Below are 17,010 nucleotides of genomic sequence, written 5' to 3' on the forward strand. Positions count from 1 at the left end.
TAGTTTGCTATACTAGTAACATAATCATATACGATAGTTTTCTAGGGTTCCGTAGCAATTGCTAGTCTGGTCCGAGAGAAAACCACAAATTGAATTTGTGACACGGAAGGATAAAAGCCTGGGAGAGAGTACTGTTTATAGCAGTGTTCCTTAGGCTTTTTTTATTTGACTAAATTGAGGCGTGTTCAGAGGGAAAGAAACGCTCATGGAGAGAAGAAAACTGCTCCGCTTCAAAAGAGAAGTGAGCAGGTAGGGTAGAAAACTGCTCGGCTTCAAATGGGAAGTGATTAGGTCGGCCAGAAAATCGTTCCGCCTCTAATAAGAACTAACCAGGAGGCAAGAGAATCTACTCCACTCTCGCCAAGTATAGAACTGCTTAATGATAGTCATCCCGTTCGTGTTTATCAATAAAATGGAGGAATTCGCAATGAACAAACAATGGTTAAGTGTTATAATTGCTGCTTTTTTTGAAGTAGGCTGGGTCATTGGTTTAAAGCATGCAGGAAGTGTACTTGAATGGATTGGTACCGTTATTGCAATTTTTGTTAGTTTTTATTTACTAATTAAGGCGGGAGAAAGTTTACCAGTTGGTACTGTTTATGCGATATTCGTAGGCTTGGGTACAGCAGGAACTGTGTGTGCGGATAGTTTGCTGTTTGGAGAGCCGTGGAAGCTAGCTAAAATTTTATGTATCGTCGTTTTACTCGTAGGGGTCGTAGGCTTAAAGCTTGTGACGGGGGAACCTAAAGATAAAGAGGTGAATGAATAGTGGCATGGATTGTATTAGTAGTTGCAGGCTTATGTGAGATGATGGGTGTTTATATGATTAGTAAATATAATGAAGTTAAGAGTATGAAAAATTTGGCATTATTAATTTTTGTATTTACGCTAAGCTTTGCCGGTCTAGCGTATGCTATGAAAACATTACCAATGGGTACAGCATATGCAATTTGGACAGGAATTGGAGCTGCAGGTGGTGCTTTACTTGGTATGCTACTCTTTAATGAATCCAAGGACTGGAGACGTGTTGTTTGCATTGCCCTTGTTTTAGGGGCAGCGATATTTTTGAAAATACTATCTTAACTAATACTGATAAAATGTTAATCAAGTAGAAAGTTAAAAATTTAAAAGTAATCATGATATCCTTCACTAAAACCTATAGGTAAAGCTGAACCTTTTCGGAATTTGAAAAAGTTCAGCTTTTTATTTATAAAAATGACAGACAACCATTCGTCAGTTGTCTGTCAATTTTTGAAATTATTTTTTTACATCCTTCGTCCATTCAGCCACTTTGTCTGGATTGGCATCTACCCAGTCTTTAGCAGCTTCTTTTGGGTCTTTGCCATCCATAATTTCTAGCATAACAGTCTCTAAATCTTCAGCTGTCCAGTGGAAGTTATCTAGTACAGAATAGACATCTGGTTGATCTTCTTTTAGACCTTTTCGAGCGAAGGTGTTAATCGTTTCTTCGCCACCATAAACACCTTTTGGATCTTCTAAGTATTTAAGATCATATTTAGCGAATTTCCAGTGAGGAGACCAGCCTGTTACGATAATGTCTTCTTTATTTTTAATTGCTTTAGCAAGTGAAGTTGTCATAGCACCAGATGAAGAAGTTAATAGATTCCAATCTGCTAAGTTATCATATTCCTCTAAAGCTTTTTCTGTAGCAGCAGTAATCCCAGCTCCTGGCTCGATACCTGTAATCGTATGATCTGCTTCATTTGTTAAATCTTCAATCGAATTAACGTCCATATAGCTTGGTACTACTAAGCCTATTTTGGCACCAGTAAGGTTTTCACCTAGCTCATCAAGATCATCCTTATATTTTTCATACTGTGGGCCATGTGTATTTGGTAACCATGCAGCAACCATTCCGTCTGCTTCACCTTTTGAAACTGCCTCCCACATAATAGCGTTATCGAGTGGTGTTAATGTTACATTGTAGCCTAAATCCTCGAGCACCTGCCCAACTACGTGTGTTGAAGCAATTTCTGTATCCCATTCTACGTAAGCTAGATTGACGTCCTTTGAGTCACCACTGCTCTTACTAGAATCATCGCCGCTACATGCAGCTAGTAAAAAACCAAGTCCTAAAGCCATTCCTAATTTAGATAATGTTTTCAGTTTCATCGAATCTTCCTTCCTTATTTTAATAAACTTCGAAACAAAAATCCTAGTAATAAAAGTGAAAAACTAGGACATTTACTAATGATTTTGCCTCTATTAAACAGCTTTCTTCTTATTAAAGCTTTGTGTTAAGCGGTCTATAATAATGGCGAAAATAACTAGACTTAAACCGGCAACAAAGCCATTCCCAACCTGTGTACGTTGTAGTGCAGTTAATACTTCACGACCTAAGCCAGGTGCACCAATCATTGAGGCGATTACAACCATGGAAAGTGATAGCATAACCGTTTGGTTGATCCCAGCCATAATAGTTGATTTCGCAAGAGGGATCTCTACTTTAAATAGTTTCTGACTTGCCGTACTACCGTATGAATCCGCAGCTTCCACCAATTCTTTTGGTACTTGGCGAATGCCTAGGTTCGTCATACGTACAGTTGGTGGTAAGGCGAAAATTACGGATGCAAATACGCCAGGTACTATCCCAATTCCAAAGAATGCAACAGCGGGAATTAAGTATACGAAGCCAGGCATCGTTTGCATGAAATCGAGTATAGGTTTAATAATGTTTTCTGCTATTGTTGATTTGGACATTAAAATGCCCAGTGGAATACCGATTATGATTGAAATAATACTTGAAAAGAGCACGAGCGTAGTTGTTTCCATAAGATGTGTCCATAAGCCTTGATTATAAATAAATAGCAAGCCTAAGAGTGAAAACGTTGCGAGCCCGAATTTTTTACCAGTAACGAAAAAGGCGAAAATAACCACAAGTAAAATGAGAACAATAGCAGGGATGTTAACTAATAAATCTGTAACCTGATTCATGAGTAGCTTTCCATTTTTTTGAATTGAGTCAAAGAATACAGAAAAATTATTCGTCAGCCAGTCCATAGCTGATTCTACCCACGGAGCCAGTGGTATAGCTGGTATATTATCTAAGAAATTATACATGTGTAGTTGCCTCCTCATCGCTAGTTGAAAGTGCTTCGATAACAACGCCACGGATGAGAACACCTAGTAAGCGTTCATCTTTTACAACTGCAATAGGAGTAGGAGAATTATGAATCATACCTAAAATATCCTGTAAAAGCATATCTGGTGGAACGGTTAACACCTCTGATTGAACGATTGAATGCACCGTTTGTTCATGTTTTTTAGCAGCAGCTAATGCGTCGTCAGCGGTAATATAGCCTTTTAAATGTCGATTTTTGTCAACTGCCATCAGCAAACTAACAGCTTCTTGACGCATTCTTTTAAGAGCTACGGTCGGTCCATCTAAGTCAACATTGACATATACCGGTCGAACCATGACATTTTCAGCTGTTAGTACTTTGGAGCGATCGACATCTTCCACGAAGGTTTTTACATAATCATTTGCTGGGTTCGTTAAAATTTCTTCCCCTGTACCAATTTGAATGATTGAGCCATCTTTCATAATGGCGATACGATCACCAATACGCAGTGCTTCATTCAAATCGTGGGTGATAAATAAAATTGTTTTCTTTAATGTACGTTGTAAATCGAGTAACTCATCTTGCATTTCTTTTCGAATTAATGGATCAAGTGCAGAAAAAGCTTCATCCATTAGTAATATTTCAGGATCATTAGCAAGTGCGCGTGCTAATCCAACACGCTGTTGCATACCACCTGATAGTTGACTTGGATATTGGTCTTTATAAGCAAGCAAGCCTGCATTTTCGAGAGCCTGTTCCGCTTTTGCTTGACGTTCTTCCTTTGAGATGCCTCTGATTTCAAGGCCATATTCAGTATTTTGAAGAAGTGTACGATGGGGGAATAAACCGAAGTTTTGAAAGACCATACTCATTTTGTTTCTTCTTACATTACGTAAACTCTCTTTACCCATTTTAGAAATATTCTCTCCATCGATTAAAATATTTCCGCTTGTAGGTTCTATAAGACGGTTTAAAAGTCGGATAAGTGTAGATTTTCCGCTTCCTGATAATCCCATAATAACGAAGATTTCACCTTCATTCACAGTAAAACTTGCATCGTATACACCAACAGTTGCACCTGTTTCTTTTAAGATATCAGTCTTGCTTTTTTGTTGCTTGACGAGTTCTAATGCTTGAGGAATATGTTTTCCGAAAACTTTAGAAACATGTTCCACTTTAATTTTTTCCAATAGAACCACTCCTTTCATAGTTCGAATTTCGCCTTGGCGTAATTAACATGATGTTGTTCACTCGGGCGTTTTCACAGGATGTGAAGTCCTTAGTCTGAGTTCCTCTATTACAGTAGGTGTTTGGACACTCACTGAATGAAGATAAATACTATTTGAGGATAATGATACCCAAAAATAAACAAGTAACAACTTAACACTAACAAAGGGTTGTTACTTTTGTCAAATCGACAAATGAGAAAAAAACCGCTTAAACGCTGTTATATCAGCGCTTAAGCGGTTTTTAATTTGGATATAAAAAACTCTGAACCCGAGCGAAACATTCGTCATTACCGATAAAGTAAATGATATCTCCTTCTTCAAAAGATACATAAGGACCAGGTGACAGTAATAATTCATTTCCACGACGAATACCAACAATCGTACTAGATGTATTTTGCCAAAAATTTAATGTTTGTACAGTCTGATGGATACAAGGACTTTCAGCTGTCATCTCTAATTGATACGGGATAAATGGGTTGACGGATCGGAAATGTTCAGTTCGACTAATTAGCTGTTTAGTCTTTTCCTGCAAATTTATTAATTCTAGGTGCTGTTTCTGAATACTAGTCATAAGTTCATTTTGTATTTCATGAACAGATTGAACATCATGGAATTGGCGGACAAAATGCGCAGCCTTTTCGTATGATTTAATGATGACCCCACTGCCTTTAGAGGCCTCCACAATTTCCAAGTCTTGCAAAACAGCAATCGCTCTTCTTGCAGTTTCTGCAGAAACATTATATTGGCTAGCAAGCGAGGATCTCGCATAAATTTTATCCCCGATTTGATATTTTCTTTCCACGATTTTTGAGGCCAAATCAACAGCTATTTGTTGGTACTTTGGCTGCTTCACCTGAACATTTTTTTCTAAGTTCATTCTAAACTTCCTTTCGTCATTACAGTTACCACAGCTTATTATAGACTAGCCTGCACAGAAAAAATAGCATCTCCATAAGCTATTAGTATATGATAAAAATGTCTTGTAGCAGTTTTTTATACTGATTAATTTTATAATAGATTAGAAGCAGTTATTTGACAGCTTTCAGTTATTATTATAAACTAAGTTACATTATGTAAGTGTTGCGAAAATACAAGTGCTCAGTTAGTAGATTTAGCTAGCTGTTAACATATAGAAGGTTGGAGAAAAATATGACAATTACAACTAAAGTTATGGATATAGTGAAAGACAAAATGACAATCATGAAGCAATCTGAAACTGAAAATATTTGCCTAGTTGGTCCGGTGAAATTACCAATAAAACAAGGCGATTTTTCAGCAACATTTCAATGGTACAACTGGTTAAAAGTAGATGCCGAACTATCAAAAGAAGAAATTATTGATGGATTAGCATCTGCAAATTTAGCGTTTTTACAACAATCGTCAGTGCTTGTTTATGGAGATTTCGCAAATGCGGAGGATGCTTTAATTCGCATGCACAGCATTTGTCATACAGGTGATATTTTTGGAAGCCAGCGTTGTGACTGTGGTTATCAATTACATGAATCGATGAAAATGATTGTGGAGCATGGCTGTGGAGCTATTTTCTATTTAGCAGATCATGAAGGTCGTGGCATCGGGCTATTCTCGAAATCTCTTGCTTATTTATTACAAGAAGAGGGGTTAGATACGGTTGAAGCAAATCATGCTCTCGGCTTCCAAGACGATACTCGTTCTTATGAAGATGCCATTACTGTGTTAGCTGCACTTCGTTCAAAAGCAGTTACACTCATTACCAATAATCCGAAGAAGCTTGCAGCATTGCAGATGCATGGCTTAGCAGCGGACGGACATGTCCCATTATGGGGAGGGGTAACGGAGACAAACCGTTTTTATTTAGACACAAAAGTTGAAAAATCTGGACATATACGAGAAAAGAAGTAAGTGGAGGATTTGAAGATGACAACAGATGAAAAATATATGCAGCTAGCACTCGATTTAGCAGCTAGTGCTAGAGGAAATACGAACCCTAATCCACTTGTAGGGGCAGTAATCGTGAAAGATGATGTAATCGTTGGAACCGGTTTACACAGAAAAGCAGGTGAACCGCATGCAGAGGTACACGCATTCCGGATGGCTGGAGAACATGCTAAAGGTGCGACACTTTATGTAACGCTTGAGCCATGTTCACATTATGGAAAAACACCTCCATGTGCAAATTTAGTGAAGGATTCAGCTGTTAGTCGTGTTGTTGTTGCCATGCAAGATCCCAATCCGGCTGTAGCTGGGCGTGGTATTCAACTGTTACGAGATGCGGGCATAGAGGTTGCGGTAGGTGTGCTTGAAGCTCAAGCTCAACGCTTAAATGAACGCTTCATTCACAATATGCTAACAAAACGACCGTTTATTATTTCAAAATTTGCGATGACTTTAGATGGAAAAATAGCTGCCCATACGGGTCATTCCAAATGGGTAACTGGTGAGGCAGCACGTGAGGATGTTCACCATATTCGTCATGAGGTGGATGGGATTTTAGTGGGTGTTGGTACAGTCATAGCCGACAATCCATCATTAACGACAAGATTAAAAGAAGATTACGGAAAAAATCCAGTACGCATTATTATGGATAGCTCACTTCGTACACCAGCACATGCTAATGTACTAAATGTTGAAGAAGCTAAAACGATTATTGTTTGTAGTGAGAATGTCAGCCAAGAAAAAATAACAGCGTTCGAAGAAAAAGGCGTAACTGTATTACCAGTTCGACATGAATCTGAGGGGCTTGTTGTGGATGATATGCTTGAAAAACTATATCAATATGGCATTACTGATATTTTGGTAGAAGGTGGAAGTACCGTAAACTCTTCATTTTTACAGCAAGGTGCTATCAATAAATATGTGATTTACATAGCGCCAAAGGTACTCGGTGGTCGTTTATCATTCACACCTTTTGCTGGTCCTAATCCGTCTACGATGGATGAGGCATGGGATGTAGAATTTGCTTCATTTGAGCAAGTAGGGCAAGATTTACGTATTATTGCCTATCCGAAGAAAACTGAGGGAAACTAACGGTCAAGCAGAAGTATGAATCGTAGGGGATGGGCCGAGTGGCGTGGTAATTACTTTCGCCACTTGCGCAGGCGTTAAAATGAAGAAGGCGTTGGCAATTTGTTGGGGAAGTTTTAGTGAAGCAAAATGAAAAAGCTTCATAAACAAGGCTTCTTGAAGGGAAGAAAAACTAGATGAAATTTGGCTTTGATATAGATGACACACTTATTGATTTACGAGCACACGCTTTTGCACTCTATAATAAAAAGCTTGGTAAAAATGTTGCATTAGAAGCATTTCAAGCCTTACAAAGAGTTGAAATTCACGAACCTTTTGGATTAACAGACACAGAAGGAGCGGCGATGTGGAACCGTTCATTAGAGGATATATATTTTACGGACTGTCCTTCTTTTGAGGGAGCGCTAGAAACACTCCAAGCTTTGGCACAACAGGGACATGTTATTTACTATATTACTTCACGTCCTAAACAGTATTGTGAGCAAACACGTGAATGGATGAGGGCACAAGGTTTCCCAGTAACAGAAGGTCACTTTTTCTGCGGCATGCAAGATACAGAAAAAGTAGCAATCATAAAAGAACTTGCTTTAGATGTTTATGTAGATGATAAACCAGCTGTATTAGAAACACTTCAAGATGTGAAGACAAAAGTAATTTTAAAAAATCAATCGTATAACAAGCATGTTGAACTGCCACGCTTAAATCATTGGCATGATTTTTTAAGATTAACGAATAATTAAAGCATTAAACCCGAATAGAGGACACTTTAAAAGTGAACCTATTCGGGTTTATTTATTGTTTTTATTAATACAATTGCTCTTCGATTTGTAATACAACGCTCTGAATAGTTTCAATTAATAAATTTTCATTGTAGTCACTATATCGTACTTCTGGTATAACGAGTGACACCGATGCAATTATTTGGTTAGAAGCATTTAAAATTGGTGCAGATAAAGAACATGCTCCGCGCACACGTTCGCTATTACTTTTTGCAAAACGTTGTAAACGGATATGCTGTAATTCCTTCAATAGCTGCTCTTTTAAAAGTATTGTATGATCAGTGATAGGTTCAAGACTTATATTCTCTACATATTCATCAACATTGGGCATAAAAGCGAGCAATATTTTAGATGATGCACCTGCATAAAGGGGGGAGGTGTCACCAACAAACATTTTCGTTGAAAGCGGATATGTTGAATCATAGTTTAAAATACATCGTCTCTCCAATCCATCAATAATATTCATGGAAACACTTTCACCAATTTCTTCGTTTAACTTTTTCAAGATAGGTTCAGCGACAATAATAAGACTTGATTCTTCTTTTACTAAATTTCCTAAATATAGAAGTGAATGACCTAATTGATAGCGCTTTGTACGTTCATCTTTGTGAAGAAAGCCTTCGTATACAAAGGTAGAAACGAAGCGCTGTAAACTGGAAATGCTTATCCCTGTTTTTTTACTTAACTCAGTTAGGGAAAGGCTAGGCTCATCTTTTGAAAAAGCTTTTAACACTTTAATAGCTTTGTGCAGCGATGACATTGTATAGTTTTTTTCGAAAATTTCCTGATTCATCCCGTCACCTACGTAATAAAATTTTCTTCGACTTCCGCCGGAGGATTTATCTTCATATATGCATGCCGTTATGTTTTTGAGCATAAAAACATTTTTTAGTTGAAGATAAAATTTACTTCTATTATAGCGCAATTTTATTTTGGTAGAGAGGACTTTTGGAATTCGTTAGTATGTTCTCCAAGTATCGGCGGTGCTAATTTATATTGAATATTTAAATTTGAGAACTTTAACGGATTTTTGATGAATTTGATGGTACCATATTGCTCATGCTCTATTTCACCAATCATGTCACGTGCAATAAATTGCGGTTGTTCTAGTGCTTCAGCAATCGTGTTCACACGTCCACCTGGAATTTTGTATTGTTGTAATAATGTAATCCATTCATCCCGTGTTTTAGTCATCGTAATGTCAGTAATCATCTCAACAAGCTCAGCTTCATGTTGCTTGCGCATCGTATTGGTTAAAAAGCGTGAATCATGGGCCCAGTCCTCACGTTTCAACATTGTGCAGAACTTTTGAAATTGTCCATCTGTACCAACACAAATCATTAATGGGCCATCCGCACAGTGAAACACTTGATACGGCGCAACATTATTATGACGATTACCTAGACGTTCTGAGATAAAACCTGTATTTAAATAAGCGCTAGCTACATTCGCTAAGCTACTCATTTGAACGTCTAATAAAGCTAAGTCAATAAATTGACCTTTATTTGTTAGATCGCGCATTCGTAGAGCTGCTAAAATACTAATGACAACATAATTAGAGGTTAAAATATCCGCAATAGGGACGCCGACTTTTGTCGCTTCACCTTCAGTTGAGCCAGTGACATGCATTAAACCACTCATTGCTTGAATAACTGGGTCGAAGCCTGGTTCATGCGCAAGAGGACCGGTTTGACCGAATCCCGTTACAGCACAATAAATGATTCTTGGATTCACTTTTGTTAGTTCCTCATAGCTTAGCCCCATCCGCTCCATGTCCCCAGTCTTAAAATTTTCGAGTACGACATCAGCATCTTTGACAAGCTCTTTAAATCTTTCTCTGCCTTCTATTGTTTTTAAATCTAAAGTGATTGATTTTTTATTGCGATTAGCACATAAATAATACGTACTTTGATCATTTACAAATGGCCCCCAGTCACGCATACTATCAGAGCCATTCGGATGTTCTATGCGAATTACTTCTGCTCCTAAATCTGCCAACATCATGGAGCCAGCAGGAGCAGCATAAACACGAGATAAATCTAACACTCGAATATTTTCAAGAGGTTGCATTGTCCTTCCTCCTACACACATCATTTATATACAGGCTTACGTTTTTCAACAACTGCGCTTACACCCTCTTTAAAATCATCTAGCTCAGTTACAATGGCCATTTGTGATGAAATATAGTCAAGAGCAGAACGTAAATCCATCCGTTGACTTTGATAAACAGCACGTTTTATGAATTGTAATGTCGTAGTTGGACGACTTGCTAATTCCTTCGCATAATTCAATGTGTATTCCTCAAGCTCATGGTCTTCCACAACAAATGTCACAACGCCTTTGTCTTTTGCTTCATCAGCAGTTAATACACGAGCTGTCCAGAACATGTCCAATGCCTGATCGATGCCTATTAATTTTGGTAAATAATAAGCACCACCATCACCAGGAACAATTGCTACGTTAATATAGCTTTCTGATATTTTTGTAGATTTTGCAGCAATCCGAATATCACACATTAAGGCCATATCAAGACCGGCGCCCATTGCAAATCCATGTACTTGTGCAATAACAGGCTTATCAATTTCCTCAAGTAGTAGGGGAATACGTTGAATCTTTTTCCATAGTGAATTTTTTCTTGCTAAACCTGTGGAGGAGATATCTTCTTCACTCTTGAAAAACCCTTCACCGGCTTGCATCGCTTTAATATCGCCACCTGCACAAAAAGATTTCCCATTGCCTTTAACAATGACAACGCGAATATCGTCTGAGTCACGAACAACCTCAAGAGCTTTAATCCATTCAGAAATCATTTCTTCACTGAAAGCATTATACGTTTCAGGTTTATTTAATGTAATTGTGGCAATATGGTCTTGCACTTCAAAAAGTAAATCAGTCATTGATAACCCTCTCCTTTATCATGTCATTAGTAGTTTGTCGCAAATTTAGTCATTACAGCATTTTTCACTATCCTTCTACTTTGAGAAGTGGGGAGCTTTTGCTAAACGGAGTTAAATATCCCCAAAGACTATCACCACTTTCCAAAAGCTGTGTTGCGACCAAATTAGTCCAATAGGAGGTGCTGGCTCCTTCATCGCGCCAAGACCAAAGTCTGCGTGTAAATTGATGCAAACTATGTTCGTGTGTTGTACCGATTGCAGCGTGTACTTGATGTGCAATTGTTGTAACTGTTTGAATGATTTCTTCAAAACGAATGCTAGCGTAAGCAACCTCACTATTTTGCTTGTTCATCAGAAGGGCTTCGGTTACATTATTGAATGCTGCTAATGCTATAGCCGTTTCACCTGCTAAATGTACAATATGTTGCTGAACGAGTTGAAAGCGATGGATCGGACGACCAAATTGTTCACGTTCTTTCGTATATTGAACAGTTAAATCATTTATTTTATCGATGGCACCAGTCATCGATGCTAATTGGAACGCTGTATGGAGTGTTGTTATAGTGTGTATCTTGTCAGGAGATAACACTGCAGACACTTGTGAAGTTGTACCATGATGGAATATCACGGTATCACGCGGCTCGCCTGCCAAATTCGTAGCTTCTTTAATTTCAGCTTGGCTTAAATCTACTTCTACAAGATGTATACCATCCTTGCTACGGGCAAGTGTCACTAGATTTTTTGTATGGCGTGCCCAAGGAATATGAATCGCCTCTCCATTTAATTTGCCGTTCTCTAACGTAAAGGCTTGGTCAGGACAAAGCATATACGTAGCCAAATCCTCGATTACTTGTAAGTTCGTAAATTCCAATAAATAATTTGCAAATGTTGTTTCAGTAAATGGAATCGGTGCAGCATATTTTCCAGTTAAACGAACAATATTCAATAAATCCTCTATGTCGCCACCTGCACCGCCATTTTCTTCCGTAATGGCTACCGCAGTCATCCCGTTTTCTTTAAATAGATCCCATAGCTCTGGTGCCCAGTGACCTTGTTCTACTGTATCGACTAAATCTTTATCCACTTTTTCTTTTAACATGCGCTCTACAACATCAACGATCATGTCTCTCATTTCACTCATTGTGCTATAACCCCTTTCGCTACAACGCCATACAATACCTCTGAAGTTCCTCCTCGAATAGTAAAGCCTGGTGCATGTAAAATGGATTCAGCCATAAAGCGATCAATTTTACGATGCGCGTCAAGTGTTGGATAAGTCTGTACGATTAAACGTGTGATTTCAGGAATACTTTGCTCGAATTTCGTCCCAAGTGCCTTCACAAGTGCAGCCGGAATAGATACGTCTTCACCATTACCAGATTCTAAAAGCTGGGCTACTCCAAGTGACAAATTTCGTAGACTCCAAAGACGAGCTACAATTTTTGACGCTTGTTTTAACCCATCTAAATTGTTTTGGCGCTTTAACTCTTGAATAAGCTCATCAATTAATGGGAAAGTACTCAATATTCGCTCTGGACCACTACGCTCGAAGGCAAGCTCAGCTAATCCTTGAGCCCAGCCATTACCGATTTCTCCAACAACCATATTGTCAGGTACAAAAACATTTTCAAAGAACACTTCGTTGTAATGATGTTCACCGGTTAAAAACTTAATAGGAACAACGGTTACGCCTTCTGCATGTAAATCGACGATTAGCTGACTAAGGCCAGCATGTTTACTTTTTCCATCAAAAGGACTAGTACGCACCAAAGTCACCATATAATGACAAAGATGAGCATTGCTCGTCCATATTTTTTGACCATTTACTATCCAGCCGCCCTCTACTTTTTCTGCACGTGTACTGACCGAAGCTAAGTCAGAACCACTATTTGGTTCACTTAACCCTATGCCAAAGTAGCATTCGCCTTTCACTATTTTCGGTAAGAAATATTCACGCTGCTCTTCTGTCCCATAACGTAAAAGAAGTGGTCCTGTTTGGCGATCAGCAAACCAATGTGCTGCAACTGGAGCACCAACGGCTAAAAATTCCTCCGTTAAAATGTATCGATCTATGGTACTGCGCTCTTGACCACCATATTTTTTTGGCCAAGTTAAACCAATCCAACCTTTTTGACCAATTAGCTTAGAAAATTCAGGATCATCTCCACTTAACCAAGAGTCACATTTAGACGTGAAGGTTCCTTTTACTAATTCTTCCTGTAGAAACGTTCGAACATCTAAACGAAATTGTTCTTGCTCTTGTGTAAATTGCACAGTTGGTAAATGAAACATTTCATCATTCCTCCTTTTTTACCGCAATGTGGTAACTAATATTGTATATGTGTATTTTATGATTACTTATGAGTGTAGTCAATTACTTTTTTGGAATTATTAGAAAATTCTAAGGGATAATTGAGGAATGTCTAAATGAAATAAAAATTTAATAAAAAAATAGAAAATCAAAGAATAAACATGTTACTATGTAGAAAATTCTGTTAAGGAGGTATGGGGTATGCAAATGGCTATCAAAACTTCCCAAAAAGTAACGCAAGTTTTATCAGCACAACTAGTACAGCATTTAGAAATACTGCAATATTCAACAAATGAGTTAGAACAGTTTATTTATGACAAAGCAAATGAAAATCCGCTGTTAGTTGTCACTGACGCGACGGTGAAAAGTCAATATGAGGAAATTCTGCAGGTAGCAAGCTATTCCTTTAAAAAATTTTCTGCGCAATATTGTGGACGGCAAAATAATTCATTTAACCCTATTGAGATGAAGCTTGCTGCAAAAGAAAGCTTTGAGCAGTTTTTATTGGAACAAGTGCCTATGCATAAAAATCTATCTTTGTTAGATTTAAAAATCTTAACGTTTTTAATTCGTTCCTTAGATGATCGTCTATTTTTAGATGTTGATTTAGAGATTGTCGCAAATAAATTTAAGACAAAAGTTTTGCACATAGAAGCACTATTGGATTTACTTCAAACTTTCGAGCCAGTAGGAGTAGGAGCACGGAATTATAAAGAATATTTACTCATTCAAGTAGACAGGGATGCGCTTGCACCAAAATTGACCTCTCAATTTATCAAAACGGATTTAGAGCTAGTGGCAGCACAGTCCATTAAACAGTTAAGTAAAAAGTATAAAACGCCTATACAGGAAGTGAAGAAAACTGTCCACTATATCAAAAATTTAAAACCAGTGGTGACAGGAGATAAATTTGAAACGATTCCATATGTCATTCCTGAAATCGAAGTAGAGAAATTAGGAGAGGAATGGATGATTAATTTAAATCGTGGATATTTACCAATCGTTTCAATCGATAAACATTATGTTGAGATATTAAAAAATGATCCGAATTGTAAAACCTATTTCAAAGATACAATGAAAGATGCTCTTTTATTGTTACAAGGGATTGAACAACGTGATAAAACACTTTACGAATTAGCTAGATTGTTAGTCGAGTTGCAAGAGGATTTTTTCAATAAAGGAATTGAAGCAATAAAACCTATGCGGTTAAAAGATGTAGCTGACATTTTAGGTCTACATGTGTCAACAATTAGTCGAGCTGTTCGTGGAAAATATATAAAAACTTCTCAAGGTGTGTATGGTTTACAATCGTTATTTACAAAAGGAGTAATGAATATTTCTGGAAAAATGGATTCTATTATGTATATTAAAAAGCGGCTTAAACAGTTGATTGATGCTGAAGATAAACAAAAACCTTTAACTGATCAGCAGATTACAACTATTTTAAGTACGGAAGGTATCCAAATATCCAGACGGACAGTAGCAAAGTACAGGGAAGAAATGAATATTGTGAGTTCATTCAATCGAGTTTATGGATAGGTTAGATGATGCAAACAAACTGTCGTCGATGTATTTTTGCATCAAAATTTGAAAATCGCATGTGAAAAGATTTGTTGCAGCTGCTTCGCTTTCGCGCAGAAAAAATTTGTTGCAGAAAAATGACTTATCACCAAAATTCTGAGGTGAGGATGTTTAGACACCCGTTGAAAAGAAGTTAAAACGTATGCCATATATGAGTTGATTGGAGTGGAGGCTGGGCGACTCCTTGGGGATCAGCGATAGAGGAACGAAGGCTAAAACCATCACGTCCTGTGATAACGCCTTCGTGACCAACATCCTGTTGCCCCGAGACCCTGGAGCGAGCAACGCGAGTGAAGCGGCTCATCGGACGCCCCCAGGAAGCTTTGCTCTGTGCGAAAGCGAAGCGTCAGCAACAAATGTTTTCTGTAGCGAAAGCAAAGCGACAGCTACAAAGCGCCCAGCCGGAACGGAAATCAACCTCACGCTATGCTGATGAGCCTTAAAATTACTGAGTTAGAAAAGTCCCGAAAGATGTACAGATAAATTTTTTTGGAATTTTTAACAATTCAATAGGTTTGGCATCAGAATTGCTCATTAAACGGTAGACATTGAATTAGAGGAAAGGGGCTAGTAAATGTCTACATAAAACACAAAAGGGGTGGTTTAATGGGAGCTTTGCAAAAATCACTGAAAACAAGGCATATTACGATGATTTCCATTGGAGGGGTTATTGGCACAGGGCTATTTGTCGGGACAGGGAAAAATATTTTAAGTACCGGTCCTGCAGCAGTGGTTTCATATACGATTGCATGCTTACTCATAGTTCTAATCATGCAAATGGTTGGGGAAATGGCATCAGGAGAAATAGTTTTAGGGAAGAAATCTGGTGGTTCAGCAGAGTTAGGTTCATTTGCTTCATATGCAGGAAAGTATATTGGTCCATGGGCAGGTTTTACAGTAGGCTGGCTTTATTGGGCAAGCTGGGTGTTTATTGTGGGGTTAGAAGCCGCACTCATAGGTGGGATGCTGCATAATTGGTTTCCAATGATCCCAACTTGGGCCGGAAGTGTAGGCATAACATTATTGATGACAATTATTAATATTTATTCAGTAAAATCATTTGGTGAATTCGAATATTGGCTTTCCTTTGTTAAAGTTACAGCTATCGTCGTATTTTTAGTAGTAGGTCTAGCGATGATTTTAGGGATTTGGCCAAATTATGAGCCGAAGGGGTTAGGTATTTTAACAGAATTCGGTGGATTTGCACCAAATGGTATTGTGCCCATTTTAACAGGGATTGTCTTTGTCATTTTCTCCATTTGTGGTGCTGAGGTTGCAGCCATAGCGGCAGCAGAGTCTGAAAATCCGGCGAAAAATATTGTTCGCGCCATTCGCAACGTTGTATTTCGGTTAGGTTTATTTTTTGTAGGTTCAGTAGCCATTATGATTTTAATCATACCTTGGAATGATTCGAAAATATTGGCAGCACCTTACGCAAATATTTTAACGATGGCCGGGCTTCCTATTGCTGCTCAACTTATTCAAATCGTTATTTTTATTTCACTTATCTCTGTTTTAAATTCTGCTCTTTATACAAGCTCACGTATGTTACTTGAAATGTCGCGTCAAGGAGATGCACCGAAAATATTTTCACAAATTAAAAATCGCCGAGGTGCACCTGTACCAGCTATTCTTGGTAGTACAGTGGTGGCATATATTTGTGCGATGCTATACTTCATTTCACCTGAAGTCATTTTCTATTTTTTAGGTAATTGTGTTGGAGGATTAATGATAGCTGTTTATATTTTCATTGCTATTTCACAAATTCGTTTCCGGCGGTATTATGACAAAGTTTCAGATGAGCCATTAGCGATAAGAATGTGGTTGTTCCCATACTTGTCGTATGTCACGATTGGAATTTTAACAGTCGTTTATTTATGCCAAGCACTCATTGAATCTTTACGCTCCCAATTTTATTTAAGTACATTAGTATTGATCGGCTCAGTTGTGTTGTTTATGATTATGCGAAAACTGTCGACAAGATCAGCAGAGCAAATAGAGGAAAAGCTAGCCTCAGAGTAGAATACTGTAAAATATAAAAAATTCGCAATGTTTCTCCGAGATTTCAAGCCATTAAAGGATGATTTAACTCCTTTTAGGCTTGCAGATGCTCCGTAGAAAGTGAGC

Annotated in this window: 17 protein-coding genes and 1 riboswitch; of the genes, 8 read left to right on the forward strand and 9 right to left on the reverse strand. The window is 38.0% G+C overall.

The window, feature by feature from the left end; genetic code table 11:
* Window positions 1-30: 30 nt before the first annotated feature.
* A riboswitch (guanidine-I (ykkC/yxkD leader) is annotated at window positions 31-127 on the forward strand.
* Window positions 128-427: 300 nt separating this feature from the next.
* Both ACVWXS_RS11855 and ACVWXS_RS11860 read left to right on the forward strand, forming a co-directional pair.
* A complete protein-coding gene (locus tag ACVWXS_RS11855; RefSeq protein WP_223553010.1) occupies window positions 428-769 on the forward strand; it encodes a DMT family transporter in 342 nt (113 codons plus the stop codon).
* A complete protein-coding gene (locus ACVWXS_RS11860; RefSeq protein WP_374963228.1) occupies window positions 769-1,083 on the forward strand; it encodes a DMT family transporter in 315 nt (104 codons plus the stop codon). The genes ACVWXS_RS11855 and ACVWXS_RS11860 overlap by 1 nt, the downstream gene beginning before the upstream one ends.
* 174 nt (window positions 1,084-1,257) lie before the next feature.
* On the opposite strand, the gene ACVWXS_RS11865 is transcribed toward ACVWXS_RS11860, so the two are convergent.
* From ACVWXS_RS11865 to ACVWXS_RS11880, 4 genes are all read right to left on the reverse strand, one after another.
* The gene (locus ACVWXS_RS11865) at window positions 1,258-2,133 is read right to left on the reverse strand and encodes a glycine betaine ABC transporter substrate-binding protein (protein WP_456958351.1); all 876 of its coding nucleotides are present in this window, start codon (window positions 2,131-2,133) and stop codon (window positions 1,258-1,260) included.
* A 93-nt stretch (window positions 2,134-2,226) separates the two neighbouring features.
* A complete protein-coding gene (locus ACVWXS_RS11870; protein ID WP_456958352.1) occupies window positions 2,227-3,081 on the reverse strand; it encodes an ABC transporter permease in 855 nt (284 codons plus the stop codon).
* On the reverse strand, window positions 3,074-4,273 hold the full coding sequence (locus ACVWXS_RS11875) for a quaternary amine ABC transporter ATP-binding protein (protein ID WP_368635293.1): 1,200 nt from the start codon (window positions 4,271-4,273) through the stop codon (window positions 3,074-3,076). The genes ACVWXS_RS11870 and ACVWXS_RS11875 overlap by 8 nt, the downstream gene beginning before the upstream one ends.
* Window positions 4,274-4,553: 280 nt before the next feature.
* Complete coding sequence (locus ACVWXS_RS11880) at window positions 4,554-5,189, reverse strand: TrkA C-terminal domain-containing protein (protein ID WP_068982976.1); 636 nt, start codon at window positions 5,187-5,189, stop codon at window positions 4,554-4,556.
* Window positions 5,190-5,461: 272 nt separating this feature from the next.
* Between ACVWXS_RS11880 and ACVWXS_RS11885 the strand changes: the two genes are divergently transcribed.
* The 3 genes from ACVWXS_RS11885 (at window position 5,462) to ACVWXS_RS11895 (ending at window position 8,055) form a co-directional block, all read left to right on the forward strand.
* A complete protein-coding gene (locus ACVWXS_RS11885; protein ID WP_368635292.1) occupies window positions 5,462-6,193 on the forward strand; it encodes a GTP cyclohydrolase II in 732 nt (243 codons plus the stop codon).
* A gap of 15 nt (window positions 6,194-6,208) precedes the next feature.
* Window positions 6,209-7,318 carry a bifunctional diaminohydroxyphosphoribosylaminopyrimidine deaminase/5-amino-6-(5-phosphoribosylamino)uracil reductase RibD gene (gene ribD / locus ACVWXS_RS11890; RefSeq protein ID WP_456958353.1) on the forward strand — a complete coding sequence of 370 codons (1,110 nt, stop codon included), beginning with the start codon at window positions 6,209-6,211 and terminating at the stop codon, window positions 7,316-7,318.
* Between the two features lie 173 nt (window positions 7,319-7,491).
* On the forward strand, window positions 7,492-8,055 hold the full coding sequence (locus ACVWXS_RS11895) for a 5' nucleotidase, NT5C type (protein WP_456958354.1): 564 nt from the start codon (window positions 7,492-7,494) through the stop codon (window positions 8,053-8,055).
* 64 nt (window positions 8,056-8,119) lie between these two features.
* Here ACVWXS_RS11895 and ACVWXS_RS11900 read toward each other — a convergent pair whose 3' ends face one another.
* From ACVWXS_RS11900 to ACVWXS_RS11920, 5 genes are all read right to left on the reverse strand, one after another.
* Window positions 8,120-8,887, reverse strand: a complete 768-nt coding sequence (locus ACVWXS_RS11900) for an IclR family transcriptional regulator (protein ID WP_456958355.1) — start codon at window positions 8,885-8,887, stop codon at window positions 8,120-8,122.
* A 134-nt stretch (window positions 8,888-9,021) separates the two neighbouring features.
* Entirely contained in the window at window positions 9,022-10,164 is a 1,143-nt protein-coding gene (locus ACVWXS_RS11905; RefSeq protein WP_456958356.1) for a CaiB/BaiF CoA transferase family protein, read from the reverse strand.
* Between the two features lie 20 nt (window positions 10,165-10,184).
* Window positions 10,185-10,991, reverse strand: a complete 807-nt coding sequence (locus tag ACVWXS_RS11910) for an enoyl-CoA hydratase/isomerase family protein (RefSeq protein WP_068982970.1) — start codon at window positions 10,989-10,991, stop codon at window positions 10,185-10,187.
* Window positions 10,992-11,058: 67 nt separating this feature from the next.
* Window positions 11,059-12,132, reverse strand: coding sequence for an acyl-CoA dehydrogenase family protein (locus tag ACVWXS_RS11915; protein ID WP_456958357.1), 1,074 nt, complete (start codon window positions 12,130-12,132; stop codon window positions 11,059-11,061).
* On the reverse strand, window positions 12,129-13,283 hold the full coding sequence (locus tag ACVWXS_RS11920; protein WP_368635286.1) for an acyl-CoA dehydrogenase family protein: 1,155 nt from the start codon (window positions 13,281-13,283) through the stop codon (window positions 12,129-12,131). Before ACVWXS_RS11920 ends, ACVWXS_RS11915 begins: the two co-directional genes overlap by 4 nt.
* Before the next feature lie 220 nt (window positions 13,284-13,503).
* Between ACVWXS_RS11920 and rpoN the strand changes: the two genes are divergently transcribed.
* From rpoN to ACVWXS_RS11935, 3 genes are all read left to right on the forward strand, one after another.
* The gene (gene rpoN, locus ACVWXS_RS11925) at window positions 13,504-14,841 is read left to right on the forward strand and encodes an RNA polymerase factor sigma-54 (protein ID WP_456958358.1); all 1,338 of its coding nucleotides are present in this window, start codon (window positions 13,504-13,506) and stop codon (window positions 14,839-14,841) included.
* Window positions 14,842-15,043: 202 nt separating this feature from the next.
* On the forward strand, window positions 15,044-15,316 hold the full coding sequence (locus ACVWXS_RS11930) for a hypothetical protein (protein ID WP_456958359.1): 273 nt from the start codon (window positions 15,044-15,046) through the stop codon (window positions 15,314-15,316).
* Between the two features lie 173 nt (window positions 15,317-15,489).
* Window positions 15,490-16,905: an amino acid permease gene (locus tag ACVWXS_RS11935; protein ID WP_368635284.1), complete on the forward strand. Its 1,416-nt coding sequence runs from the start codon at window positions 15,490-15,492 to the stop codon at window positions 16,903-16,905.
* Window positions 16,906-17,010: the final 105 nt, after the last annotated feature.

This window comes from Lysinibacillus sp. TE18511 (genome assembly GCF_054062295.1).

Coding starts and splice junctions, on each gene's coding strand:
- ACVWXS_RS11855 (WP_223553010.1), top strand. CDS start 428: ATGAACAAACAATGGTTAAGTGTTATAATTGCTGCTTTTTTTGAAGTA.
- ACVWXS_RS11865 (WP_456958351.1), bottom strand. CDS start 2,133: ATGAAACTGAAAACATTATCTAAATTAGGAATGGCTTTAGGACTTGGT.
- ACVWXS_RS11870 (WP_456958352.1), bottom strand. CDS start 3,081: ATGTATAATTTCTTAGATAATATACCAGCTATACCACTGGCTCCGTGG.
- ACVWXS_RS11880 (WP_068982976.1), bottom strand. CDS start 5,189: ATGAACTTAGAAAAAAATGTTCAGGTGAAGCAGCCAAAGTACCAACAA.
- ACVWXS_RS11885 (WP_368635292.1), top strand. CDS start 5,462: ATGACAATTACAACTAAAGTTATGGATATAGTGAAAGACAAAATGACA.
- ribD (WP_456958353.1), top strand. CDS start 6,209: ATGACAACAGATGAAAAATATATGCAGCTAGCACTCGATTTAGCAGCT.
- ACVWXS_RS11895 (WP_456958354.1), top strand. CDS start 7,492: ATGAAATTTGGCTTTGATATAGATGACACACTTATTGATTTACGAGCA.
- ACVWXS_RS11900 (WP_456958355.1), bottom strand. CDS start 8,887: ATGAATCAGGAAATTTTCGAAAAAAACTATACAATGTCATCGCTGCAC.
- ACVWXS_RS11905 (WP_456958356.1), bottom strand. CDS start 10,164: ATGCAACCTCTTGAAAATATTCGAGTGTTAGATTTATCTCGTGTTTAT.
- ACVWXS_RS11910 (WP_068982970.1), bottom strand. CDS start 10,991: ATGACTGATTTACTTTTTGAAGTGCAAGACCATATTGCCACAATTACA.
- ACVWXS_RS11915 (WP_456958357.1), bottom strand. CDS start 12,132: ATGAGTGAAATGAGAGACATGATCGTTGATGTTGTAGAGCGCATGTTA.
- ACVWXS_RS11920 (WP_368635286.1), bottom strand. CDS start 13,283: ATGTTTCATTTACCAACTGTGCAATTTACACAAGAGCAAGAACAATTT.
- rpoN (WP_456958358.1), top strand. CDS start 13,504: ATGCAAATGGCTATCAAAACTTCCCAAAAAGTAACGCAAGTTTTATCA.
- ACVWXS_RS11935 (WP_368635284.1), top strand. CDS start 15,490: ATGGGAGCTTTGCAAAAATCACTGAAAACAAGGCATATTACGATGATT.